Below are 23,769 nucleotides of genomic sequence, written 5' to 3' on the forward strand. Positions count from 1 at the left end.
GTTAACCCTCCTTTAGCGTCGTGCTGTGCCGGCGCCAACCTCCGGTCGGGGACACTCGGAGGATGTCCCGCCGTTCGCTTCTCGTCGCCGCCGGGTGGCTGGCCACCGTCGCCGTCGCCACCCTGATCGGGCTGGCGGCGATCCGACTGGTGGGGGAGAGCATCACCGGGACGCCGGGTGGGGTGCGCAGCGAGGAGGAGGTGGCCCGCGCGCTCTCCGCCGATCCGTTGCCGTCGGCGCCGTCCGTCGGGCCGACGGCGAGCGTGCCGTCGGCCGCCGCCCCGCCGTCGTCCGTCCCGCCGTCGACCAGCACGGGCGCCCGGCGCAGCTTCGCCACCCCGGGTGGCACCGCCGTCGCCGAGTGCACTCCCGAGGGCGTACGTCTGGTCTCCTGGGCGCCGGCGCAGGGCTTTCGGGTGCGCGACGTCGACCGGGGGCCGGACGACGACGTCGAGGTGCGCTTCGAGGGGGGCGCCGGGAAGCACGAGCTACAGGTGCGCTGCCTCGGTGGTGAGCCGGTGTCGGTGCCGGACGACTGACTCCGTTGCAGGTCAGGCGATATGAAGCCACCTCGCGGTATCGACAACTGTCCATGATCGGACAGCGCTGCGACTGGTTGCCGCGCGGATTTCCGCTCTACGTTCGATGACAAAGGGTGCGATCGTCGCTGATTCCGCTTTGCCCCACAACTGCCTCATCGCTGCCCGCCCCGGCCGGCCAGCAGGGAGGACCGCGCATGCCCAGCTCGAGATCCCGGCGGGGGTCGATGGCCCAACCCACACCGGAGGAGGGCGATGTCGTTCGTGCCGATGACGAACTCACCACCTGCACCCCCGTCGGCCTGCCGGCGACCGCGCGGGTGCTCTTCGCCGTGGTCAACGCCAACGGCGCCCTGATCCGTGGGCTCGGCGTCGCGACCGCCAACCGCCTCTCCGCCGGCATGTATCAAGTGATCTTCGACCAGGACGTGTCGGCCGCCGGGTACGTCGGCACGCTCGGCCTACCCGGCAGCGCCGGCGTCGCGCCGGCGGGTGAGATCTCGGTGGCCGGCCGGACGGGTATCCCGAACGGCGTCTTCGTGGAGACCTTCGCCAGCGACGGCACCGCCGCCGACCGCGGCTTCCACCTCGCGGTGCTGGCCTGAAACGCAGACGAGCGCACGGCGCCGCCCGACCTCGGTCGGAACGTCGCCGCGCTCTGGCCGTCTCCCACCATCGCAGCCGTTCGGCGGTACGCCAGCGGGGACCTGGCTCGACCGGCTAAGTGCCCGTCAGCCTTGTCGATCCCCGGTCGGTACGGATCCAAACCTCCGCCGAGTGGCGAATTCCACCATCTGCGAGTCCCGGCGTGGCGCGCCGCCGGAACGGGTATGAGCGCGGCATGGAGCATTTCACGATCGCGACCGTCGCCGAGAAGAGCCCGGACTTCCGGCGGGTGCTGTGGACCGGGGAACACACCCAGCTGGTGATCATGACGATTCCGCCGGGCGGCGAGATCGGCGAGGAGGTGCACGAGGGGATCGACCAGATCCTGACCTTCGTCAGCGGCACCGGCGAGGCCCGGATCGCCGGGGAGAAGCGGGAGGTCGTCCAGGGCGACCTGGTGGTGGTGCCCGCCGGCACCAAGCACAACTTCGTCAACACCGGCCCCAACCCGCTGGTGCTCTACACCGTCTACGGCCCGCCGGAGCACGCCGACCAGGCGGTGCACCGGACCAAGCAGGAGGCGGACGCCGCGGAGGCCGCGGGCCAGGACGAGCCGCCCAGCTGACGGGGTCGGCGCCCGCGCCGGTCTGATCCGATTCGATCCGGGTACCCGCCGCGGATGGAGCAGCCCGCCATCTCCGACTACGGATTCCTCTCCGACTGCCGCTCCGGCGCCCTGGTCGGGCTGGACGGCTCCGTCGACTGGTGGTGCCCGGACCGGTTCGACAGCCCGTCCGTCTTCGCCCGGCTCCTCGACCCCGGAGCCGGCCACTACCGGCTGGCCCCGGTGGCTGTCGGTGAGCCCGGGCACCGGGTGGAGCGGGCCTACAGCCCGGACACCCTGGTGCTGCGCACCGTGCACCACACCCCGGAAGGGAGCGTGGCGGTCACCGACGCGCTTGCCGCGGCTGCCGGTGCCCGCGGGCACGACCTCGGCATGGAGTCGCCCGCGGTGCTGCTACGCGTGGTCGAGGGGCTGACCGGGCGGGTCCGGATGGCGCTGGATTTCGCACCACGCCCGGAGCACGGCCTGCTCACCCCGTACGTGCACGAGCAGCCGGACGGCGGAGTGCTCGCCGCCGCGGGCCCGGCGGTGCTGGTGCTGCGCGCCGGCGGACTGCCGTTGCGGGCCGACCGGGATCGGGTCCACCAGGAGTTCGAAGTCGCGGCCGGCCAGACTGTCGGCTTCGACCTGGCCTACGCGCCGGCCTACGGAGACCCGCCGGCCCGGCTCGACCCGGTGGCCGGGCTCAACGAGACGATCCAGGCCTGGGAGGCGTTCCGGGAGGTGCACCCCTACTCGGGCCGGTACCCGGAGCTGGTCCGGGCCAGCTCGACCGCGCTGACCGGCCTGACGTACGGCCGCAGTGGCGCGGTGGCCGCGGCGCTCACCACCTCGCTGCCCGAACAGCTCGGAGGCGAGCTCAACTACGACTACCGCTACTCCTGGCTGCGCGACTTCTCCATGACCATGCGCGCGCTCTGGGTGGCGGCCTGCCCGCACGAGGCGTCCCGCCTCTTCGCCTGGGTCACCCGCTCGATCGGCCGGATCGGCGACGATCCGGTGCCGGTGCTCTTCGGGCTGCAGGGGGAGCGGGACATCAGCGAGCATTACTGCCCGCACCTCGACGGCTACGCCGGCAGTCAGCCCGTCCGCATCGGCAACGAGGCCTGGAAGCAGCGGCAGCTCGACGTGCCCGGCGAGATCATCTCATCGGTGTGGCGGCTGCGCGACTACCTCGGGCAGACCTTCGACGAGGAGTTGCGGGAGATGGTGCTCGGGCTGACCGAGCAGGTGGCGTGCACCTGGCAGCTGCCCGACCGGGGCATGTGGGAGGCCCGGGCGGTCGAGCGGCACTTCGTGTCGTCGAAGGTGCTCTGCTGGGTGGCCATGGACCGGGCGGTACGTCTGGCGAACCGGCTCGGTGACCGGGCCGACCCGCGGCGCTGGGCGGCGGTCCGGGACGAGATCCGCGCGACCGTGCTGCGCGAGGGCTGGAACGACGAGATCGGCGCATTCACCGCCTCGTTCGGCTCCACCGAGCTGGACGCCTCGGCGCTCTTCCTGCCGGTGGTGCACTTCCTGCCGGCCACCGACCCCCGGATGCGCGCCACCATCGCCGTCGTCGAGCGTGAGCTGGGCACCGACGACGGCTTGGTCCGGCGGTTCAGCCACGACCCCGCCGGCTTCGTGCTCTGCTCGTTCTGGCTGGTGGAATGCCTGGTGCTGACCGGCGAACAGCAGCGCGCCGAGGCGCTGTTCGAGCAGGTCGTCGGCCACGCCAACGACCTCGGGCTGTTCAGCGAGCAGATCGACCCGGCCGGCGGCCTGCACCTGGGTAACTTCCCGCAGGCGCTGTCGCACATCGGCCTGATCAACGCGGCCTGGCGGATCACGGACCCGACGCAGTTCTGACCCGGAGCCGCGCCGGCGGCCGGTGCGACCGTCTCAGGCCAGCACCGGCACCTCGGAGACGTCGACCGTCTCCGGGTACTTCAACCCGGCGCCGGTGTTCAGCACCACCACGCGCTCGCCGGCCCGGATCCAGCCGCCGGCCCGCAGCTGCCGGGCCGCGGTCAGGCAGGCCGCCCCCTCGGGGCAGAGCAGCAGCCCTTCCCGGGCGGCGAAGTCGCGCAGGTCGGTGAGGATCTCCTCGTCGGTCACCGCCACCGCGGTGCCGGCGCTGGCGCGCAGCGCGGCCAGGATCAGCTCGTCGCCGAGCGGGGCCGGCACGGTGATGCCGAACGCGACGGTGTGCGCGTCCGTCCAGGGCTCGGCCCGATCGTTCCCGGCCGCGAACGCCCGGACGATCGGCGCGCAGCCGGTGGACTGCACCGCCACCAGCCGGGGCAACTTCTCCTCGATCCAGCCGAGCTCGCGCAGCTCCTGCAGCGCCTTGTGGATACCGATCAGGCCGACGCCGCCGCCGGTCGGATAGACGATCACGTCGGGGACCTGCCAGCCGAGCTGCTCGACGATCTCGTAGCCCATGGTCTTCTTGCCCTCGAGGCGGTACGGCTCGCGCAGCGTGCCCGCGTCGAAGATCGCGCCGCCGGAGCCGGCGATCAACTCGGCCACCCGCCGGCCGGCGTCGCTGATCAGCCCGTCGACCAGACGCAGGTCGGCGCCGGCGGCCACGCACTCGCGCCGGCAGATGCTCGGCGCGTCCAGCGGCATGACGATGGTGGCGCCCATGCCGGCCCGCGCGGCGTACGTCGCCCAGGCCGCCCCGGCGTTGCCGTTGGTGGGCATGGCGATGTGCTCGACGCCCAGCTCGCGGGCCCGGCTGATGCCCACCGCGGCGCCTCGGGCCTTGAACGAGCCGGTCGGGATGAGCCCCTCGTCCTTGACGATCAGCTCCGGGATGCCGATCTCGGCGCCGTAGTTCGGGGTGCGCAGCAGCGGCGTCCAGCCCTCACCCAGACTCGTGACGTACCGCGGGTCGGCGACCGGCAGCAGCTCCCGGTAGCGCCACAGATCCGCCGGGCGCAGGGTGAACCGCTCCGGCGTGACCGCCTGGGCCACCGCGGCCAGGTCGTAGCGGGCCAGCACGGGGGAGCCGCAGTCGCAGAGGTTCTGTGGCCGGTCGGCCGGGTGCTCCTTGCCGCAGCGCGGGCACTCCAGGTGGGTCAGGTACACGTCGCTCCTCGCCGTCAGGCCGCGTCGATGCTCAACCAGCGCCGGCTCCGCCGGCCCGGCTCGTAGGCCGAGTCGAGCCGTTTCGCCACCACCCCGGGCAGCCCCTGCTCCCGGCCGGTGCGCAGGGCCTCGGCGCCGGTGCCGGGGAACCACGGCGGAGTCTGCCAGTGCGGGCCGGTCAGCGCCAGGCCGTCGAGCAGCTCCCGGCGCTGGGTGTACGGCAGGTCGACGCAGCTCACCCCCTCCAGCCAGAGCAGGTCGAAGAGCAGGTACTGGGCGCCGGCGGGCACCCGTCCGCGGGCGTTCGGCCTGGCCGGGCGGATCCGGCCGGCGCCGTCGATCCGGACCAGCACGCCGTCCAGCACCACCTCGGTGGGGGCCAGCTCCTCGGCCAGCTCCCGCAGCCAGCCGTACGCCCCGGTGACGTCCTCGTCGGTCTCGGAGAGCAGCCGCAACCGCCCGCCCGACACGTACGCCAGCGCCCGGACGCCGTCCCAGCGCAGCTCGTACCCCCACTCCTGCTCATCGCGGGGCAGCCGGCCGGCCGGCGTGGGGTGCATCGGGCGGACCAGTTCGGGCATGGCCGTCCAGCCCTCGGGTGGCGGGTCGGTCCGCCGGATCATCCAGTCCCGGCCGTTCTTGCCGCCGGTCGCGAAGAGGACGTAGCGCCCGGCGGTCCGCTCCCCGTCGAGCACCACGATGACCTCGTCGTCGCGCCACTTCTCGGCGCGGTAGGTCCCCCGGTCGTGGACGGTCATCGTGCCGCCGCCGTACTCGCCGGCCGGGATCTCACCGTGGAAGGTGAGGTACTCCATCGGGTGGTCCTCGGTGTGCACGGCGAGGTGGTTGCGGCCCTGATCCCGGGGCAGTCCGCGCGGCACCGCCCAGGACGCCAGCACCCCGTCGCGCTCCAGCCGCAGGTCCCAGTGCAGGCTCCGGGCGTGGTGCTGCTGGATCACGAACCGGGCCCTGCCGCCCTCGGCCTGCCGGCGGCGTGGCGTCTCGCGCGGCACCGGCTCCGGCGTCCGGGCCGCGTCGCGCCGGCGTCGGTACTCCTCCAGGCGGTCCGCCACACCCCGCATTCTCCGGCAACCCGGGCCGCGCCGCTGCGGAGCGCGGGGTCCGGGTTGCCTGGTCAGGTCGTCGGGGTCCGGTTTCGGCCGCACGGCGGGGGTGAGGAGGAGTAGAACGGTCGTCATGGACCACGATGACCAGCCCACCGTCCCGCTCTCCGGCGAGGTGCGGATGCCCCTGCTCGGATTCGGCACCTGGCAGGCCACCGGCAAGGCCGGATACGACTCCGTGCTGGCGGCGCTCGACGCCGGCTACCGGCACATCGACACCGCCACGATGTACGGCAACGAGAAGGAGGTCGGCCGGGCGGTGCAGGAGAGCGGCCTGCGCCGGGAGGACATCTTCATCACCACGAAGCTGCCGCCGGAACGGGCGGGCCGCGAGCGCGAGACGCTGGAGGCGAGCCTGAGCGCCCTCGGCACCGACCACGTGGACCTCTGGCTGATCCACTGGCCGCCGTCCTCGCCCGCGGACAGCATCCCCATGTGGCGGGAGATGCTGGCCGCCCGGGACGAGGACCTGACCCGGGCGGTCGGGGTCAGCAACTACAGCACCGCGCAGATGGACGAGCTGATCCAGGCCACCGAGGAGAACCCGGCGGTCAACCAGATCCGGTGGAGCCCCTTCCTGTACGACCGGCAGCGGCACGCCGAGCACCGGGATCGCGGCATCGTGCTGGAGGGGTACAGCCCGTTCAAGACCAGCGAGCTGTCCGATCCGGTGCTGGCCCGGATCGCCGCCGCGCACAACGTCTCGCCGGCCCAGGTGGTGCTCCGCTGGCACATCGACCACGAGATCGTGGTGATCCCGAAGAGCGTCACCCCGGAGCGGATCTCGGCCAACGCCGATGTCTTCGGCTTCTCGCTGACCGCCGAGGAGATGCGCGACATCGACGCCCTCGGCTCCTCCTGAGGCCGACCCGCTGCCAAATTCCTTCAGTCGGAGGGCCGGCGGTGAAGGGTATCGACATCGACGTACGTGAGGATGTAGCGTCCCCGCCATCACGTACGTCGATGTGTCGTGATCCCTCCGCCCGCTGAAGGAGCGCCATGGCCACGTCCCGATCCGTCCGTCTGCGGCGCCGGGGTCTGCTCGGCATTCCGGCCCTGGTGGCCGCCGCGCTGACCGCCGTCGCCGTCCGACCCGCCCCGGCGGCCGCCGCGCCGAAGCCCGAGTGCCTGGCCGACCTGCTCGGGGGCTCGTGATGGCCACCGTTCCCTGGCTGGTGGACGTGCTCCGGGCGGCCGGCGTCCAGGTCGTCGTCGAGGGGGACTGGCTCAACCGGATGCGCCCCGGCGACTTCAACCCGATCGGGGTGCTCTGGCACCACACCGCGTCCACCTCCAGCGCCACCAACCCGCACCCGGCGCTGAACATCTGCATCAACGGCCGGTCCGACCTGCCCGGCCCGCTCTGCCAGGCGCTGGTCGACTACCACGGTGTCTTCCACGTCATCTCCGCCGGCCGGTGCAACCACGCCGGCGCCAGCCGCGGCAGCGGGCCGATCCCGGCCGGCGACGGCAACACCCTCATGATCGGGTGGGAGATCGACTACAACGGGGTCAACCAGGAGATGACCACGGCGCAGTACAACGCGTCGATCGCGGCGACCGCCGCCGTGCTCACCCGGCTCGGCAGGGACAGCAGCTACGCCCGGGGGCACCGGGAGACGAGCACCACCGGGAAGATCGACCCGTCCTTCATCGACCTGGACGTGATGAGGGCCGACGTGGCCGCCAAGATGTCCGGCGGCGGCACCGCCTGGTCGTCCATCGTGGACAACACCACCGCCGGCCGGTTCACCGCCAGCGCGAGCTGGGGCGTCTCGTCGTACTCCGGGCAGCGCTACGGCGCCGACTACCGCTACGCCGACCCCGTCGCCGCCAGCGACGCCGCCTGGTACAGGTTCAACGTCCCGGCGGCCGGCAACTACCGGGTCGACGCCTGGTGGCCGGCGAACTCCGGCTACAACAGCTCGACGCCGTACATCGTCGCCACGACCACCGGCAACCGGACGATCACCGTCGACCAGCGGGCGACCGGCGGGCAGTGGCGCATCCTCGGCACGTTCGCGCTCCCGGCCGGCGACGCCAACCGGGTGGCCGTCAGCCGGTGGAGCTCGGCCGGCGGCCTGGTCATCGCCGACGCCGTCCGCCTCACCCGGGTCTGACCGGACGAGAGCCGCACAGCGCCCGAAGCGGCGGCGGGACGGCTGCGTGGTCAGCCACGCGACCGTCCCGCCGCCGGTCGGGGTCAGGCCCGGGCGCAGGCGGCGCCGTTGAGGGCGAAGCTGGTCGGCGAGGAGTACGCGCCGCTCAGCGTCCCCTGGTGGCCGAAGCTGGCGCTGCCGCCGGGGGCGATGGCGCCGTTCCAGCTCAGGTTCCGGGCGGTCACCGTGGAACCGCTCTGGCTCACCGTCGCGTTCCAGGCGCTGGTGACCTGCTGCCCGGCGGGCAGTTGATAGGTGAGCGTCCAGCCGTTGACCGCACCGGACCCGGTGTTGGTGATCCGTACGTCGGCGGTGAAGCCGTTGTTCCAGGAGTTGGGCGTGTACGTCACCGCGCAACCGGCGCCGCCCGGCGGCGGGGTGGTCGGCGGGGGCGTGGTGGGTGGCGGGGTGCCGCCACCGTTCACCGCGGCGGAGAACGAGGTCACCGCGAGCCCGGCGCCGCCCTGCCACGGCTCGAAGCCGGCCTGGATGCTGGTCAGGTACCAGGAGTTGGTGATCGCGCCCCGGCTGCGGACGTCGGCGATGAAGTCGAGCACGCTGAAGTCGAGGCTGGTGATCGCGGACGGCGCGACATAGGAGATGACGTTGTTGGAGCCGTTGCTGCCCCGCCAGACCTCCCAGCTCCGGCCGGCCAGGTTGGCGGTGCCGACCGGTGAGCCGATGGGCTGGATCGGGCCCTGCCGGTTGAGCCAGATCATGATCTCCATCTGGTTCACCCCGTCGGTCTTCGGAGTGGGGTCCAGCCAGATGTCGTACGAGGCGTTGTAGACGGCGCCGCCGACGTACCGGTAGCTGATGCTGCTGGTCGCGCTGCTGATCTGGCTCACCTGGATCGGCAGGTTCGTGCCGGGGGAGCAGCTGGTGTAGTGACAGCCGAGGAAGACCGAGGGGTACGCGGTCGGGGCGCCGTTGGTCGGGTTGCTGCCGTTCTGGGTGGTGATCTCGAAGCCGGTGCTGGTGACGTTGATGCACTGCTGGGCGGTGGTGCCCCAGCGGTTGTTCTGCACCACGTAGCGGTTGCCGATGACGGTCGAGCCGTACTGTTCGCAGATCTGGGTGTCGGCGGAGGCGTTTCCGCCGAGGGCCACGGCGACGATGGAGCCGCTGACCAGCAGGCCGGCGGCCACGAGGGCCCGAAGTCGACGTTTCATGCTGCTCCTAGCGGTGTGGCGCTGCCCGGGCGCCGGACGGGTGAACGGGTGCGGGAGCGCTCCCACGCTCGTTGACACATTTACATCTGTGAAACAAACGCGCAACCGGTCGGAGGAAATCGGCCGGGATATGAGGTTTCCCGCGCGGTGCCTTCGGCGAGGGGTGCCCCGCCTGAGTGACAGCGGTGAACCGCCCAGGTGACAGCTTCCGCCCGCCGGCCGACCGGCGCCGGGCCCCGATGCGCGCGCCCGCGCGGGCCGATCAGCCCTGGTGTGCGCCGATTGCGCCGAGTAATGTCTTGCATCCGACGCGTGCCGAACCCCTCCGGAGGCGTACCGCAACCATGGGTGGCTCTCCCCTGCGCATCCTCGTCGTCGGCGCGGGCATCGCCGGTCTGGCCGTGGCCCGGGCGCTGCGCATGGCGGGCTTCCGCCCGGACGTCACCGAGAAACTGCCGCCGGGCGAGTCCCACGAGACCGGCCTCTACCTGCCCGGCAACGCCGCCCGGGCGCTGCGCCGGCTGGACCTCGACGGCCCGGTCCGCCCACTCGGCCACGTCGTGCACCGGCAGCGCTTCCTCGACGCCGACGGCGCCCCGCTCTGCGAGGTCGACCTGGACGCCCTCTGGGGCGGGGTCGGCGAGTGCCGGGCCCTGCCCCGGGCCGAACTGCACCGGGTGCTGCTCACCGGGGCCGGCGGCGCGGTGCGCCACGGTGCCGAGGTACGCACCCTCGACCTGCTGCCCGCCGGCGTCGGGGTGACCTTCGTCGACGGCACCGCCGCCGAGTACGACCTGGTCATCGGCGCCGACGGGCCGCGATCCTCGGTCCGCGCGCTCGCCGCGCTCGGCGGCCCGCCCCGACCCGCCGGGCAGGTGGTCTACCGCACCGTGCTGCGCCACGGCCCGACGGTCACCGAGTGGACCGCGCTGCTCGGCCAGCGCGCCGGCTTCCTGATCGTGCCGATCGGCGCCGGGCGGCTGCACTGCTACGCCGACGAGGCCGGCACCGAGCGGCCCGCCGACCCGGTCAGCCGGGTGCGCGAGCTCTTCGGCTCGTACGGCGGCCCGGTGCCGGAGGTGCTGGACGCGCTGGAGTGGGTGCACGTCGGAGTCACCGACGAGGTGGAACTGGGCCGTTGGTACCGGGGACGGGTGCTGCTGGTCGGCGACGCCGCGCACGCGACCGCGCCGACCCTCTCCCAGGGCGCGGCGATGGCACTGGAGGACGCCGTCGTGCTGGCCGAATCGCTGAGGGCGGCCGGCGGCGTGGAGGCGGCCCTCGTCGCGTACGAGAGTCGCCGTCGCCCGCGTACCCGATGGGTGCGCGACCGGACCCGCGACCGCAACCGGACCCGGGACGTACCGCCGGCGCTGCGCGACCCGTTGCTGCGCGGGCGTGGCGGCCGGATCTTCGGCGAGCACTACCGGCTACTGCTCGGCCCGCTCTGACCCTCGGGGTCGGGGCCGAAGATCGTAGCTGGCCACCCCACGCCGGGGGGCCACCTGCCGGGGACTATCCTCCTTGCGGATGACGGCCCGCAGAAATCAGCGCGTGCCGAGCGGGACAACCGAGAACCGGAGGCCACTCGTGACCACCGTCGCACCCAAGCCGGTCGTGACCCGGCCCTGGCCGGTCCGAGAGCCGGTCAAGGGGTCGGCCATCGCGCGGCTGCTGCGGACCACGGACGCGAAGCAGATCGGGATCATGTACATGGTCACCGCGTTCGCGTTCTTCATGATCGGCGGCCTGATGGCCCTGATCATGCGGGCCGAGCTGGCCCAGCCGGGGCTGCAGTTCCTGTCGCCCGAGCAGTACAACCAGCTCTTCACCATGCACGGCACGATCATGCTGCTGTTCTTCGCGACGCCGATCGTGTTCGCCTTCGCGAACTACATCGTGCCGATCCAGATCGGCGCGCCCGACGTGTCGTTCCCGCGGCTGAACAGCTTCGCCTACTGGCTGTACCTGTTCGGCGGCACCATCGCGACCGCCGGCTTCCTCACCCCGGGCGGCGCGGCCGACTTCGGCTGGTTCGCGTACGCCCCGCTGAGCAGCGTGGAGCACTCCCCGGGCGTCGGCGCCAACATGTGGATCATGGGTCTGGCCATCTCCGGTCTGGGCACGATCCTCGGCGCGGTCAACATGATCACCACGGTCCTCACCCTGCGGGCCCCCGGCATGACCATGTTCCGGATGCCGATCTTCACCTGGAACATCCTGGTCACCAGCCTCCTGGTGATCCTGGTCTTCCCGCTGTTGGCCGCCGCGCTCTTCGCGCTCGCCGCCGACCGCATCCTCGGCGCCCACGTGTACGACCCGGCGACCGGTGGGCCGATGCTCTGGCAGCACCTGTTCTGGTTCTTCGGGCACCCCGAGGTCTACATCGTCGCGCTGCCGTTCTTCGGCATCATCAGCGAGATCATCCCGGTCTTCTCCCGCAAGCCGATCTTCGGCTACAAGGGTCTGGTGGCCGCGACCCTCGCCATCGCCGCGCTGTCGATGAGCGTCTGGGCGCACCACATGTTCGCCACCGGCCAGGTGCTGCTGCCGTTCTTCAGCTTCCTGAGCTTCCTGATCGCCGTGCCCACCGGTATGAAGTTCTTCAACTGGATCGGCACCATGTGGCGCGGCCAGGTCAGCTTCGAGACCCCGATGCTCTGGTCGGTCGGCTTCCTGGTGACCTTCCTCTTCGGTGGTCTCACCGGTGTGCTGCTGGCCAGCCCGCCGATCGACTTCCACGTCTCCGACTCGTACTTCGTGGTGGCGCACTTCCACTACGTGCTCTTCGGCACCATCGTGTTCGCCGTCTTCGCCGGCATCTACTTCTGGTTCCCGAAGATGTTCGGCCGGATGCTCGACGAGCGGCTCGGCAAGGTGCACTTCTGGCTGACCATGATCGGCTTCCACACCACCTTCCTGGTGCAGCACTGGCTCGGCAACGAGGGCATGCCCCGCCGCTACGCGGACTACCTGCCCAGCGACGGCTTCACCACGCTGAACATGATCTCCACGATCGGCGCGTTCATCACCGGTATCTCGACGCTGCCGTTCATCTACAACTGCTGGAAGTCGTACAAGACCGGCCCGGTGGTCGAGGTCGACGACCCGTGGGGCCACGGCAACTCGCTGGAGTGGGCGACCAGCTGCCCGCCGCCGCTTCGCAACTTCGACCGGATGCCGCGGATCCGCTCCGAGCGGCCGGCGTTCGATCTGAAGTTCCCGGAGCTGGCCGCCGGCCACCAGAGCCTGGCCGGCCCGCCGGAGGGCGGCTCCAAGCCGCTGACCAGCGAGTCGGACGGCGGGGCCCGGTACGCCGAGGACACCGCCAGCAACATCGACCGCTGACACTCAGCACCACGTCCGACGGGCGCCGCCCTCCCTACCCGGGAGGCGGCGCCCGTCGCCATTTCCAGTCCCACCTGGTCGCCGGGTCGTCCGTGGGGTCGTCGGGCCCACCCCCGGAGGTTGATCGACTCCATGTCCCCGACATGGCGGTGTCCGGGCGCGCAGGATGCCGCCATGTCGGCGACATGGTGTCGATCAGGTCGGTCGGGTGGGCCGATCGACTCGGCTTCTGGGATGTCGGGGTGTCCGGTCGGGCAGACAGCCCGACTTCATTGACCCCGAGTTGATCGTATGGCCGTCGGAGCAGGCGGGCCGTGTTCCGCGCACAGGCGCTACTTCACGGAAACAGTGGCCTCCCGGAAGCGGGACGGGGACTCTTTCCGCGAAGTAGCGGCCACCGCCCGCCGTGGGCACCTGCCCGCGGGTCGCGCCCGCCGTCGAACCTGCCCGGTGACCGTAACCGTGACGGTGCCGCGCCTGCTGATGGGGCGGGGTCAGAGGGTGGTGGTGGCGGCGAGTTCGGGTTCGGCGGGTACGGGGGCGGCGGAGGCGCGGCGGCGGCGCAGTTCGATGGGGAGCACCGCGAGCGCGACCAGCGCGCCGATGATGCCGGTCACCGCGAACCCCCAGGCCGGCGCGGAGGCGTCGATAACCGCGCCGGCGAGCGGGGCGCCGACCGCGATGCCGACGGTGACCGCCGAGCCGTGCAGGCCCATCGCCTCGCCGCGTACCTCGGCCGGGGCGAGGCGGCTCACCGCGTCGGAGGTCGCCGCGATGGTCGGGGCGCAGAGCGCGCCGGCCGGGATCAGGGCGAGGCAGAGCAGCCACCAGTGTGAGCCGCCCAGCCCGACCGGGATGGTGCAGAGGCTCAGCGCGGCCATCAGCGCCAGCGGGGAGAAGGAGCGGTGCACGGCCCCGTAGGCGAAGCCACCGACCAGCGAGGCGACCGCCCACATGGCGAGGACGGCGCCGGTCCAGCCGACCTCGCCGCCCTCCCGGAGCACGGCGACGACCGCCACGTCGGTGCCGCCGAGCACCAGCGTGGCGGCGAGGCTGACCGCCAGCACGGCCAGCAGCCGGGGCGTCACCCACTCCCGCCGGGGCACTCGTCGGCGTGGCGTCCCCGGCTGCTGTTCGCTGCCGGTGGGCGGGTTGAGCAGCCAGAACGCCACCCCGGCGGCGACGATGCCGGCGCCGACCAGGTAGAGGGTGGTCTGCGCCGAGATGGCGGTGGCCAGCGCCACGGCCAGCGCCGGGCCGACCATGAACGACAGCTCCACCGACATCGAGTCGAGCGCGTACGCCGGTCGGCGTTGCTCCTCGGGCACCAGCGCGGCGATGGATTGGCGGACCACCGAGAAGATCGGCAGGGCGAGCGAGCCGGCGACGAAGGCGGCCGGCAGCAGCAGGAGGTAGGGCAGCGAGGGCGCGGTGGCCCAGTAGACCGCCTCGACGATCGCGGTGAGCACCAGCACCGGCCGCAGGCCTCGGCGGTCGATCTGCCGACCGAGCAGCGGGCCGCCGATCGCCGCGCCGACGGTGATCGCGGCGCCGACCAGCCCGGCGGCGGCGTAGCCGCGGCCGAGGTCGAGCACGTGGAGGGTCATCGTCACCCCGGTCGCGGTGAGCGGGATGCGGGCGAGTACCGCCACCAGCAGCAGCGACCGGAGACCGGGCAGCGCGAGCGTCTGCCGGTAAGGCTCAAGGTTCACGACGGTCCATACCTCCGGCGCCATCCTCGACGCTGGGTACGACAGCCGCCAACCTATTACCGGGTCATGCGTTCTTGATCACAGGCGCACCCTGCAGGGAGACCCCGGCGCCCTGCAGCGCGCGTAGCGCCAGGTCGGTGGTGTCCGGGGCGACGCCGGCGGTCAGGTCGAGCAGCACGGTGGTGGCGAAGCCCTCCCGCGCGGCGTCCAGGGCGGTGGCCCGGACGCAGTGGTCGGTGGCGATGCCGACCAGCTCGACCCGGTCGACGCCGTGCCGGCGCAGCCAGTCGGCCAGGCACTCGCCGTCGGCGGCGTGCCCCTCGAAGCCGGAGTACGCGGCGGCGTGCTCGCCCTTGTGGAAGATCTCCTCGACCCGGCCGGTGTCCAGATCGGGGTGGAACTCCGAGCCGGGGGTGCCGACCACGCAGTGCCGCGGCCAGGAGTCGACGAAGTCCGGCCGGTCGGCGAAGTGCGCCCCCGGATCGACGTGGTAGTCCTTGGTCGCGACCACGTGCTCCCAGCGGCCCGGTTCGGCGGCGAGCAGCCGGGTGACGCCGGCTGCCACGCCCGCCCCGCCGCCGACGGCCAGCGAGCCGCCCTCACAGAAGTCGTTCTGCACGTCCACGATGATCAACGCGTTGCTCACCGGTGCTCCCTTCCTGACGCCTCGGCCCGGGACCGGGCAACCTTCACTGTGCGGGCACCACGGTGACCGGGATGGCCGGATCGCCCGCGGAGAGCTTCAGCCCCTCCCACGGGATGGAGATCAGGCACTCCCGCAGGTGCTCGCGCGACTCGTCCAGCGTGGGTAGGTCGACCGGTTCACCGCCGGCCACGAACGAGCGCTGGAGCAGCCGGTCGTTGGGCTGCCGGTCCGGTACGCCCTGCGGGACGATGACCTCCTCGGTGGCCGTACCGGTCGGCTTGTGCCGCCGGACCGCGACCTTGCGGCCACCGATGGTCGCCTTGTGCTCCGAGCGCTTCACCACCGCTCGGCCGTCGACCTCGACCAGCTTGTAGACCAGCCCGACGGTGGGCGCACCGGAGCCGGTGACCACCGCGGTGCCCGCGCCGTACATGTCCACCGGCTCGGCGGCGAGGGCGGCGATGGCGTACTCGTCCAGGTCACCCGAGACGATGATCTTCGTCTCGGTGGCGCCGAGCGAGTCGAGCAGCTCCCGGGACTGTTGGGCGATCACCGCGAGGTCGCCGGAGTCGATCCGGACCGCGCGCAGGTCGGTGCCGGCGACCGCGATCGCGTTGCGGATGCCCTGGCTGATGTCGTACGTGTCGACCAGCAGCGTGGTGTCCTTGCCCAGGGTGGCGACCTGCGAGGCGAACGCGGCCCGCTCGTCGTCGTGCAGCAGGGTGAACGCGTGCGCCGCGGTGCCGGCGGTGGGAATGCCGTAGCGGCGGCCGGCCTCGAGGTTGGAGGTGAACCGGAAGCCGGCCAGGTAGGCGGCCCGGGCGGCGGCCACCGCGGCCCCCTCGTGCGCCCGCCGGGAGCCCATCTCGATCAGGGTGCGACCGCGGGCCGCGGTCACCATCCGGGCGGCGGCAGCCGCGACGGCGCTGTCGTGGTTGAGGACGGAGAGCACCAGCGTCTCCAGCACCACGCACTCGGCGAAGCCGCCGCAGACGGTGAGGATCGGCGAGTTGGGGAAGAAGAGCTCGCCCTCGGCGTACCCGTCGATGTCGCCGGTGAAGCGGTAGTCCCGCAGCCAGGCCGCGGCCTGGTCGTCGACCACGCCGGTGCGCAGCAGGTGGTCGACGTCGGCGGCGTCGAACCGGAAGTCCCGGATCAGCTCGATCAGGCGCCCGGTGCCGGCGACCACGCCGTAGCGGCGACCGGTCGGCAGCCGACGGCTGAAGACCTCGAAGACGCAGCGGCGGTCGGCGGTGCCGTCGCGCAGCGCCGCGCTGATCATGGTCAGCTCGTAGTGGTCGGTCAGCAGTGCGGGGCGAAGGGTGCTCACCGTCCCAGCCTAAAGTTCAGCTCGCGTCCCCGCCCTCGTGGCCCGGGATCGCCCGCAGCGCGGCCCGCAGCTCGGCGCGACTGGTGACGCCGAGCTTGGCGTAGATCCGCTGAAGGTGGTTCTCCACGGTGCGCGCCGAGAGGTAGAGCCGGTCGGCGATGGCCTTGCTGGTGGCCCCCTCGGCGGCGAGCCGGGCCACCTGCCACTCCCGCTCGGTCAGCACCGGTGCCCCGGCGCGCAGCGCCGGGGTGCGGATCAGGTCGCAGCGGTTCAACAGCGCCGCGAGGCGTTCCCGGGCCTCGTTGGCGGCGGCGGGCCGCTCCCGGCGCAGCCGGTGCAGCGCGGTGGCGGTCGCCTCGGCGGCGTAGAGGTTGAGGTCCAGCGCGGCGAAGTCGTCGGCGACCGTGAGCAGGTCGGCCGCCGAGCCGGCGACCGCGGCCCGGGCGTGTCGGGCCAGCAGCGGCGGCAGCACCCCGTCGACCCGTTCGGAGAGTTCGGAGAGGCGCTGGGCGACGCTGCGCCGGCTGCCGTCGGAGCAGGTCGGCCCGACCGGCGTGGTTGCCTGGTCGAGCCGCACCAGGTCGTGCAGGACGTGCACCTCGTGGCCGGCGAAGTCGTCGGCGCGCAGCCGGTCGACCAGTTCGGTCAGCTGCTTCACCGCCCCCGGCAGGTCGCCGGCCGCGGCGAGCGCCGCACCGCGGGCCTGCTCCAGCCACGGATAGAGCACCGCCATGCCGGGAGCCTGGGTGCGGTCGGCCTCGGCCATCGCCTCGGCGGCCTGGGCCGCGTCGCCCCGCAACGCGGCCGCCTGCGCCCGCTCGGCCTGGGCCAGCCCGGCGTAGACCCGGCTGGTGGCGAGCACCGCGCACGCGCCGAGGCTGGTCCGCAGCGCGGCGTCGCTCTGACCGCGCAGCCGGGCCGCGTACGCCTGCAGGATGGCCAGGTAGCCGGTGCCGAGCCGGAAGTCCCCGGCGCCGGCGAGGTCGGCGAACTCGTCGGCCACGATCGCGTCGATGCCGGCCAGGTCGCCGGCGAGGGTGAGCCGGGTGCCCCGGGCCAGCTCCAGGGCGAGCTGGAGGTATGGCATGTCGGCTCGCCACCGGGCCGCCTCGGAGTGCACCTGGTTGACCGCGGTGCCGCTGCGACGCAGCTGCCCCTGCGCGGCCTGCAGGTAGGCGATCGTGCACCGGGCCAGCTCGCGGGCAGCGATGCTGGCCGCCGGGCGGTCCAGCACGCCCTGGCTGAGCCGCAGCGCCGTGGCGGTGTCCAACCGGTGCAGCCGCATGATCGCCTCGAACGCGCGGACCCGGGCCTGGTCGGCCGAGTCGGCCAGGTCGCCGGCCCGCGCCGCGATCTCCTCCACCGTGGACTCCTGGCTCAGCCCCCAGTAGGTGACCATCCCGCGCACGGTCAGCCAGCGGCTCAGCCGGCGACTGTCGGCCGAGCCGGGGGAGACCGCGTCGAGCACCTCGATCGCCTCCTCCGGCCGGTCGGCGAACATCAGGATGGTGGCCAACAGCTCGGCCGCGTCGAACCCGCCGCCGGCTTCGAGCGCTGCGCGGGCCAGCCGGGTCGCCAGCGGTACGTCGTACCGGCTGAACGCCTGCACGGCCGCGTCGAGCAGGAGCGCGGCGTCCTGGGCGGTGCCCGAGTCGAGCCGCCACACCGCCACCCGGAGCAGGTCGTCGCGGCGTCGCTTGCCCACCCGCTCCAGCAACTCGGCGAGGTGGGCCTGCAACCGGCGGGTCCGGCTGACCGGGCAGCGGCGGCGCATCACCTCGCCGTAGAGCGGGTGCGCGAGCCGGACGTTGGTCCGCCGGTCGTGCTGGATCACCGAGATCAGGCCACGCTCCTCGGCGACCTCCACGTCGGTCGGGTCGACGGCCTGGTTGAGCAGTTGCAGGCCGAGCGGTTCACCGAACGCGACCAGCTCGACGACCGCCCGGACGCCGGGGGTGAGCTGGCCGATCCGGATGTCGATCAGATCGGTCAGGTTCGGCGCCAGCTCCAGCCGCCCGGTCCACTTCCAGATCCCGTACGTGCGGGTCAGCTCCTCGCTGCCGGAGGCGGCGTGCACCAGCTCGCGCAGCAGCAGCGGGTTGCCGGCGGAGAGCCGACCCAGCCGGTCGGCGGAGCCGGCGTCGACCGGGCCGCCGAGGATCGCGGCGAGCAGCCCGGCGGTCTCCGCCGGCGCCATCGGGCTCAGCTCGGCGTTCTCCACCAGGTCGTCGGTCCAGAGTGCCCGGATCGGCAGCGGGATCTGCTCGCCGTTGCGCAGCGTGCCGATCACGGTGGCGTTCTCGGCCCGGGCCACCAGGTGCACGAGCGCGGCCGACGGCGGGTCGAGCAGGTGCGCGTCGTCGATGGCGAGCACGATGCGCCGCCCGGCCGCCTGCTGCTGGAGCACGTCCAGCGCCCAGCGCAGGATGCCGGCCGGCGACAGGCCCTGCGGTTGCTCCGCGGGGAGCACCTGGACCAGCCCGCCGAACGGCAGCGCCGCGGTGGTGGCGCTGGCCGCGATGGACCAGATCGCGTAGCGGTCGGTGGGCAGCGCGGCCACGCCCTCGCGCAGCAGTCGGCTCTTGCCGATGCCCGCGTTGCCGCTGTAGAAGAGCCCTCGACCCTCGGTGCCGGTCACTGCCGACAGGAGACGGTTGAGCTCATCCGTTCGGCCGACGAATTTCCACCGACTCATCCGGGCAGCATATCCATCGAAATCGGTCCGCGTGCATACCGTCACGCACCGAAGTTGAGTAATCTCGCGATTACTCGTGAGTACCCGAAGTGTTCCGCCCGGACCCCGGGTCGCTCGTAGTCTTCCGGCATCCGGGTTGACTCGCCGGACTATCCACGCGGCCGGCCCCTGCCGGTCCGCCTGCCACGGGAGGTCGCCCTGATGAAGCCGGGTCCTCTCCCCTCGGTCGACATGCCTGACGACGTGCCGGGCTCCGCCGACCCGCCGCGCTGCGCGCCCCTGCCCACCCGGCTCGGGGCGACCGAACCCGGCCCCGAGGAGCCGCTCGGCGTGCTCGCCGTCGGCCCCGCCGGTGCCGGCCGACGCGCCGTGCTCGCCACCCTGCTCGATCTCGACCCCGCCCTGCTCGCCGTGCCGGACGGCAGCTGGCTGGTGGCCCGGCACGCCGCGAAGCCCACCCGCGCGGCGTACGTGCCGGGCTACCGCCAGCCGCACGCCTACGGTGCGGACCGCACGGCGGCCGGTCCCGCGCTGGCCCGCCCGCCGCGCCGGGTCGAGATCGGCCTGCCCGATCCGCTGCTGCGGCACTTCACCCTGGTCGACACGCTGGACACCGGGACCTTCGGCGTCGCCGGCGCTCGGGTGCTGATCGAGGCGGCCGGTCGGGCCGGGTCGCTGCTCTTCGTGATCGCCGCCGACCAGGCGTTCACCGCGGCGGAACTCAACCTGCTCGCCGAGGTCGCCCGCACCTCGGTCACGGTCTTCTTCGCGGTCACCCCGGGCTCGACCGGCTGGGCCGGGCCCGACAGCACGGCGACGACGGAGGACGCGGGGGCGTCCGTCCCGCCGTCCGGGGCCGGGTCCCCCTCACCCGGCCCCGCCGTGGATCCGGTCGCCGTGACCGTCGAGGCGCACCGGGCGGCTCTGCTCTCCGCGGTCCCCGCCCTCGCCGATGCCCGCTGGTTCGCGCCGCACCACGCCGCGGCCGTGGCCGACCTGCGCCGGGCGCTGGTCGGCTGGGCCGCCGACGAGGGTCTGCGCCGAGCCAGCTCCGACCCGCCGCTGCCGACGGGCGGGCACGTCCGGGTGAGCGTCGCCGCCGACCCGGGTGACTGGTCCGAGCGACTCGACCGGCAGAGCCGCTCCTGCACCCAGCGGATCCGCCAGCACCTCGCGCTGGAACTCGCGAACACGCACCTGCGGGTGGTCCAGGAGATCGTCTTCGGGGTCGGCTGCGCCGGGCTGCCCGAACTGCTCGACCGCGAGATGGAGGCGCTGTCGCTGCTGGCCACCGCTCAGTGCGACCACGCGGTCCGGGGCATCATCGAGGAGATCACCGCCCGGGTGGTCGGCGGCCCGCTGCCCGAGGGTGTGCACCAGCGGGTCACCCACGCGATGAGCTGGGGGCTGACCGAGGAGCGCGACCGCGCCGGCCGGGATCTCGACCGGGTGCTGCTGGTCACCAGCACCGCCGGGGTGGCCGGGCTCTCCGGCGACGGCGCGATCGACGCGGTGGCCGGCTATCCGAGCCCAGCCCGCGCCGAGGTGCTTCCGCCGGTCGCCGTCGCCCTCTCCGGCGGCTGCTGGCAGCACTGGCGCAGCCCGGGCAACAACGATCCGAACGGCGCGCGGGCCTGGGCCCAGCGGGCGCTGCGGGAGGTCGAGCTGGAGCTGGCCCGGGAGATCTCCCGGCGGTTCGAGGTGATCCGTCTCTCCCTGGGCGCGGTGCTCTCCGATGCGGTTGACCACGGCATCCTGCTCGCCTGAGGGCGCCCGAGACGTCCGGCCCGCCGGGCCCGCCCGCCCACCCCTCGGGCGCGGTCCCGGCGGGTCCGGGCCTCCCCCCGACGGCGATCCGCGCCCGGCCGGCGTTCCGGTTCCTCGGTTCCGGGAGACCGGTGGCACGATGGGGGGCATGGCGGCTCCGCAGGTTGCACCGGTCGAGACGCCGGCCACCGAAGAGGTGCCGGTCTCGGACCGGCCGTGGGTGACGATCGTGTGGGACGACCCGGTCAACCTGATGACGTACGTGACCTGGGTCTTCCAGAAGCTCTTCGGCTACAGCCGGGAGAAGGCCGAGGAGCTGATGCTGGACGTGCACCACAAGGGCCGCGCCGTGGTCTCCACCGGCGCCCGGGAGCGGATGGAGCACGACGCGTCGCAGCTGCACGCGTACGGGCTGTGGGCGACGGTGGACCGCTCGTGAGCATGTTCCGCAGGCAGAGTGGGCGCTATGTCGCCAGCTTCGCCGTCGACGAGGTGCGGGTGCTGCGCAAGGTCGCCGGTGAGGTGGTCGGTCTGCTCACCGACGGCTTCGACCACTCCGACCCGGTGGTCGGCCGGCTCTTCCCCGAGGTCTACCCGGACGACCCGACCGGTGCCGCCGAGTTCCGCCGCTACACCGAGGGTGACCTCAAGACCGCGAAGATCGACCAGGCCGGCGCCATCCTGGCCGCGTTGCCCGACGAGGCCGGCGGCGAGGTGCGGCTGGACGCCGAGGCGGCCGAGGCGTGGCTGCGCGCGTTGAACGACGCCCGGCTCGCGATGGGCGTGCGGTTGGAGATCAAGGACGGGACGGACCTCGGCGAGGAGCTGGACGACGCGGTCGCCGAGGACCCGACCTCCAGCCGGGTGTTCCAACTGTCGGTATACGCATACCTCGGCTATCTGCAGGAGTCGCTGCTCAACGCCCTGATCGACGGGGCGTGACCGCCACCACTTCGGGCCCCCGGCCGGCAGGCGTTAGGCTGGGCAGCGTGCTGAGCATCGACCGGTCGATCGTCGACGCGATCGTGTCCCACGCGCGTCGGGACCACCCCGACGAGGCGTGCGGCGTCGTCGCCGGCGCCGCCGGCAGCGACACCCCGACCCGGCACATCCCGATGGACAACGCGGCCCGCTCGATGACCTTCTACGAGTTCGACTCGATGGAGCAGCTGCGGGTGTGGCGCGAGATGGACGACCGGGACGAGGAGCCCGTCGTCATCTACCACTCGCACACCGCGACCGAGGCCTACCCGTCCCGCACGGACGTCTCCTTCGCCGGTGAGCCGGGCGCGCACTACGTGCTGGTCTCCACCCGGGAGCCGGACACCGAGGAGATCCGCTCGTTCCGGATCGTCGACGGTGTGGTGACCGAGGAGCCGGTCCGGATCGTGGAGGCCGGGGTGGACCCGCACGCCGTCCAGTCCTACATGTTCGGGCAGAGCCCGGCGACGGTCGACTACGAGTGTTCCGACCGCTGATCCCCCGCGGCGCGTAACACCCGTCCACGTCCCGTCACCGAGGCACACCCGAAGAGGAGCACGACATCATGGCCATCGAGGTTCGCATCCCCACCATCCTGCGCAGCTACACCGGCGGCGCGAAGGTCGTCGAGGGCGCCGGCGACACCCTGAGCGACCTGCTCACCGACCTGGACTCGCGGCACGGCGGCCTGAAGGGCCGCCTGGTCACCGAGGCCGGGTCGCTGCACCGGTTCGTCAACGTCTACGTCAACGACGAGGACGTCCGGTTCCTGGGTTCGCTGGACGCCAAGCTCAACGACGGTGACAGCGTCACCATCCTGCCGGCGGTCGCCGGGGGCGCGTTCGGCTTCGCCGCCGCCGCGGCGATCGCGCAGCACAGCGCCGCCGCCGCGGCGATCGCGCAGCACAGTGCCGCGTCCGCGCCGGCGGCCCCGGGCCGTCGGGCCGTCGCCGGCCGCTGAGGCGGCCGCCATGGCGCGGTACGACAGTCTGCTCGACGCCTCCGGCGGCACACCCCTGGTCGGCCTGCCCCGGCTCTCGCCGACGGTGCCCGATCAGGCGCCGCCGGTGCGGCTCTGGGCCAAGCTGGAGGACCGGAATCCGACCGGCAGCATCAAGGACCGGGCGGCGCTGTTCATGGTCCGGGCGGCCGAGGAGGCCGGCCGGCTCCGGCCGGGCGACACCATCCTCGAACCGACCAGCGGCAACACCGGCATCTCGCTGGCCATGGTGGCGAAGCTGCGCGGCTACCGGCTGGTCTGCGTGATGCCGGAGAACGTCTCGACCGAGCGGGTCCAGCTGCTCCGGATGTACGGCGCGGAGATCATCTTCTCGTCGGCGGCCGGTGGCTCGAACCAGGCGGTCGCCACGGCCAAGCAGATCGCGGCCGAGCATCCCGACTGGGTGATGCTCTTCCAGTACGGCAACGAGGCCAACGCGCGGGCGCACTACGAGACCACCGGCCCGGAGCTGCTGCACGACCTGCCCGGCATCACCCACTTCGTGGCCGGTCTGGGCACCACCGGCACGCTGATGGGCACCGGGCGCTACCTGCGGGAGAAGGTCGACGGCATCCAGATCGTCGCGGCGGAGCCGCGCTACGGCGAGCTGGTCTACGGCCTGCGCAACATCGACGAGGGCTACGTACCGGAGCTCTACGACGCCACCGTGCTGTCCCGGCGGTTCTCCGTCGGCACCCGGGACGCGGTGCTGCGCACCCGGCAACTGGTCGAGGTGGAGGGGATCTTCGCCGGCTTCTCCACCGGTGCGATCCTGCACGCCGCGCTGGCGGTGGCCCACGAGGCGGTACGCGAGGGCCGCGGCGCCGACGTGGCCTTCGTGGTCGCCGACGGCGGCTGGAAGTACCTCTCCACCGGGGCCTACGGCGGCACGCTGGCCGACGCCGAGGACGCCCTCGACGGGCAGCTCTGGGCCTGAGCCCGACCACCGTCCGACGGGCCGGGGCCGCCGACGCGCGTCGGCGGCCCCGG

General features: G+C 72.9%; 22 protein-coding genes. 15 read left to right on the forward strand and 7 right to left on the reverse strand.

The annotated features are described in order from the left end of the window. Positions 1-62 precede the first annotated feature (62 nt). The 4 genes from AB0C04_RS27125 (at position 63) to AB0C04_RS27140 (ending at position 3,621) form a co-directional block, all read left to right on the forward strand. Entirely contained in the window at positions 63-539 is a 477-nt protein-coding gene (locus AB0C04_RS27125) for a septum formation initiator (RefSeq protein WP_357059728.1), read from the forward strand. A gap of 197 nt (positions 540-736) precedes the next feature. Continuing rightward, positions 737-1,144, forward strand: coding sequence for a hypothetical protein (locus tag AB0C04_RS27130; RefSeq protein ID WP_357059731.1), 408 nt, complete (start codon positions 737-739; stop codon positions 1,142-1,144). 236 nt (positions 1,145-1,380) lie between these two features. Continuing rightward, a complete protein-coding gene (locus AB0C04_RS27135) occupies positions 1,381-1,770 on the forward strand; it encodes a cupin domain-containing protein (protein ID WP_357059734.1) in 390 nt (129 codons plus the stop codon). A 54-nt stretch (positions 1,771-1,824) separates the two neighbouring features. Then, the gene (locus tag AB0C04_RS27140; RefSeq protein WP_357059736.1) at positions 1,825-3,621 is read left to right on the forward strand and encodes a glycoside hydrolase family 15 protein; all 1,797 of its coding nucleotides are present in this window, start codon (positions 1,825-1,827) and stop codon (positions 3,619-3,621) included. Positions 3,622-3,654: 33 nt separating this feature from the next. Here AB0C04_RS27140 and AB0C04_RS27145 read toward each other — a convergent pair whose 3' ends face one another. Together AB0C04_RS27145 and AB0C04_RS27150 are read right to left on the reverse strand one after the other, a co-directional pair. Continuing rightward, the gene (locus tag AB0C04_RS27145) at positions 3,655-4,845 is read right to left on the reverse strand and encodes a threonine synthase (RefSeq protein WP_357059739.1); all 1,191 of its coding nucleotides are present in this window, start codon (positions 4,843-4,845) and stop codon (positions 3,655-3,657) included. Positions 4,846-4,859: 14 nt separating this feature from the next. Next, a complete protein-coding gene (locus AB0C04_RS27150; RefSeq protein ID WP_357059741.1) occupies positions 4,860-5,918 on the reverse strand; it encodes a DNA polymerase ligase N-terminal domain-containing protein in 1,059 nt (352 codons plus the stop codon). 124 nt (positions 5,919-6,042) lie between these two features. Between AB0C04_RS27150 and AB0C04_RS27155 the strand changes: the two genes are divergently transcribed. The 3 genes from AB0C04_RS27155 (at position 6,043) to AB0C04_RS27165 (ending at position 8,089) form a co-directional block, all read left to right on the forward strand. Further along, positions 6,043-6,831, forward strand: coding sequence for an aldo/keto reductase (locus tag AB0C04_RS27155; RefSeq protein WP_357059743.1), 789 nt, complete (start codon positions 6,043-6,045; stop codon positions 6,829-6,831). Positions 6,832-6,968: 137 nt separating this feature from the next. Beyond that, the gene (locus AB0C04_RS27160) at positions 6,969-7,124 is read left to right on the forward strand and encodes a hypothetical protein (RefSeq protein ID WP_350869225.1); all 156 of its coding nucleotides are present in this window, start codon (positions 6,969-6,971) and stop codon (positions 7,122-7,124) included. After that, positions 7,124-8,089 (forward strand): N-acetylmuramoyl-L-alanine amidase, encoded by a 966-nt coding sequence (locus AB0C04_RS27165; RefSeq protein WP_357059746.1) that lies wholly within the window; start codon positions 7,124-7,126, stop codon positions 8,087-8,089. Before AB0C04_RS27160 ends, AB0C04_RS27165 begins: the two co-directional genes overlap by 1 nt. 83 nt (positions 8,090-8,172) lie before the next feature. On the opposite strand, the gene AB0C04_RS27170 is transcribed toward AB0C04_RS27165, so the two are convergent. Continuing rightward, complete coding sequence (locus AB0C04_RS27170; RefSeq protein WP_357059748.1) at positions 8,173-9,300, reverse strand: cellulose binding domain-containing protein; 1,128 nt, start codon at positions 9,298-9,300, stop codon at positions 8,173-8,175. Positions 9,301-9,644: 344 nt separating this feature from the next. Here AB0C04_RS27170 and AB0C04_RS27175 point away from each other — a divergent pair, with 344 nt between their 5' ends. Together AB0C04_RS27175 and ctaD are read left to right on the forward strand one after the other, a co-directional pair. Further along, complete coding sequence (locus AB0C04_RS27175) at positions 9,645-10,751, forward strand: FAD-dependent monooxygenase (protein ID WP_357059751.1); 1,107 nt, start codon at positions 9,645-9,647, stop codon at positions 10,749-10,751. Between the two features lie 139 nt (positions 10,752-10,890). Beyond that, positions 10,891-12,648 carry a cytochrome c oxidase subunit I gene (ctaD, locus tag AB0C04_RS27180; protein WP_350869236.1) on the forward strand — a complete coding sequence of 586 codons (1,758 nt, stop codon included), beginning with the start codon at positions 10,891-10,893 and terminating at the stop codon, positions 12,646-12,648. Positions 12,649-13,142: 494 nt separating this feature from the next. On the opposite strand, the gene AB0C04_RS27185 is transcribed toward ctaD, so the two are convergent. Genes AB0C04_RS27185 through AB0C04_RS27200 form a run of 4 tightly spaced genes read right to left on the reverse strand, consistent with a single transcriptional unit; the run spans position 13,143 to position 19,031 of the window. Continuing rightward, entirely contained in the window at positions 13,143-14,384 is a 1,242-nt protein-coding gene (locus tag AB0C04_RS27185) for an MFS transporter (protein WP_357059754.1), read from the reverse strand. Positions 14,385-14,424: 40 nt separating this feature from the next. Next, positions 14,425-15,006 carry an isochorismatase family protein gene (locus tag AB0C04_RS27190; RefSeq protein ID WP_357059757.1) on the reverse strand — a complete coding sequence of 194 codons (582 nt, stop codon included), beginning with the start codon at positions 15,004-15,006 and terminating at the stop codon, positions 14,425-14,427. A gap of 43 nt (positions 15,007-15,049) precedes the next feature. Continuing rightward, complete coding sequence (locus AB0C04_RS27195) at positions 15,050-16,336, reverse strand: nicotinate phosphoribosyltransferase (protein WP_357059760.1); 1,287 nt, start codon at positions 16,334-16,336, stop codon at positions 15,050-15,052. 16 nt (positions 16,337-16,352) lie between these two features. Then, the gene (locus AB0C04_RS27200; protein ID WP_357059762.1) at positions 16,353-19,031 is read right to left on the reverse strand and encodes a LuxR C-terminal-related transcriptional regulator; all 2,679 of its coding nucleotides are present in this window, start codon (positions 19,029-19,031) and stop codon (positions 16,353-16,355) included. A 231-nt stretch (positions 19,032-19,262) separates the two neighbouring features. Here AB0C04_RS27200 and AB0C04_RS27205 point away from each other — a divergent pair, with 231 nt between their 5' ends. From AB0C04_RS27205 to AB0C04_RS27230, 6 genes are all read left to right on the forward strand, one after another. Further along, positions 19,263-20,798 (forward strand): hypothetical protein, encoded by a 1,536-nt coding sequence (locus AB0C04_RS27205; RefSeq protein ID WP_357059765.1) that lies wholly within the window; start codon positions 19,263-19,265, stop codon positions 20,796-20,798. A gap of 148 nt (positions 20,799-20,946) precedes the next feature. Next, positions 20,947-21,237, forward strand: coding sequence for an ATP-dependent Clp protease adapter ClpS (gene clpS / locus AB0C04_RS27210; protein ID WP_357059768.1), 291 nt, complete (start codon positions 20,947-20,949; stop codon positions 21,235-21,237). 2 nt (positions 21,238-21,239) lie between these two features. Continuing rightward, positions 21,240-21,740, forward strand: coding sequence for a DUF2017 domain-containing protein (locus AB0C04_RS27215; RefSeq protein ID WP_350869252.1), 501 nt, complete (start codon positions 21,240-21,242; stop codon positions 21,738-21,740). A 47-nt stretch (positions 21,741-21,787) separates the two neighbouring features. Next, the gene (locus tag AB0C04_RS27220; RefSeq protein ID WP_357059770.1) at positions 21,788-22,276 is read left to right on the forward strand and encodes a M67 family metallopeptidase; all 489 of its coding nucleotides are present in this window, start codon (positions 21,788-21,790) and stop codon (positions 22,274-22,276) included. A 68-nt stretch (positions 22,277-22,344) separates the two neighbouring features. Continuing rightward, on the forward strand, positions 22,345-22,740 hold the full coding sequence (locus AB0C04_RS27225) for a MoaD family protein (protein ID WP_357059773.1): 396 nt from the start codon (positions 22,345-22,347) through the stop codon (positions 22,738-22,740). A gap of 10 nt (positions 22,741-22,750) precedes the next feature. After that, the gene (locus AB0C04_RS27230) at positions 22,751-23,716 is read left to right on the forward strand and encodes a pyridoxal-phosphate dependent enzyme (protein ID WP_357059775.1); all 966 of its coding nucleotides are present in this window, start codon (positions 22,751-22,753) and stop codon (positions 23,714-23,716) included. Positions 23,717-23,769: the final 53 nt, after the last annotated feature.

Origin of the sequence: Micromonospora sp. NPDC048909, assembly GCF_040649635.1 — a bacterium.
Classification (GTDB): Bacteria; Actinomycetota; Actinomycetes; order Mycobacteriales; family Micromonosporaceae; genus Micromonospora.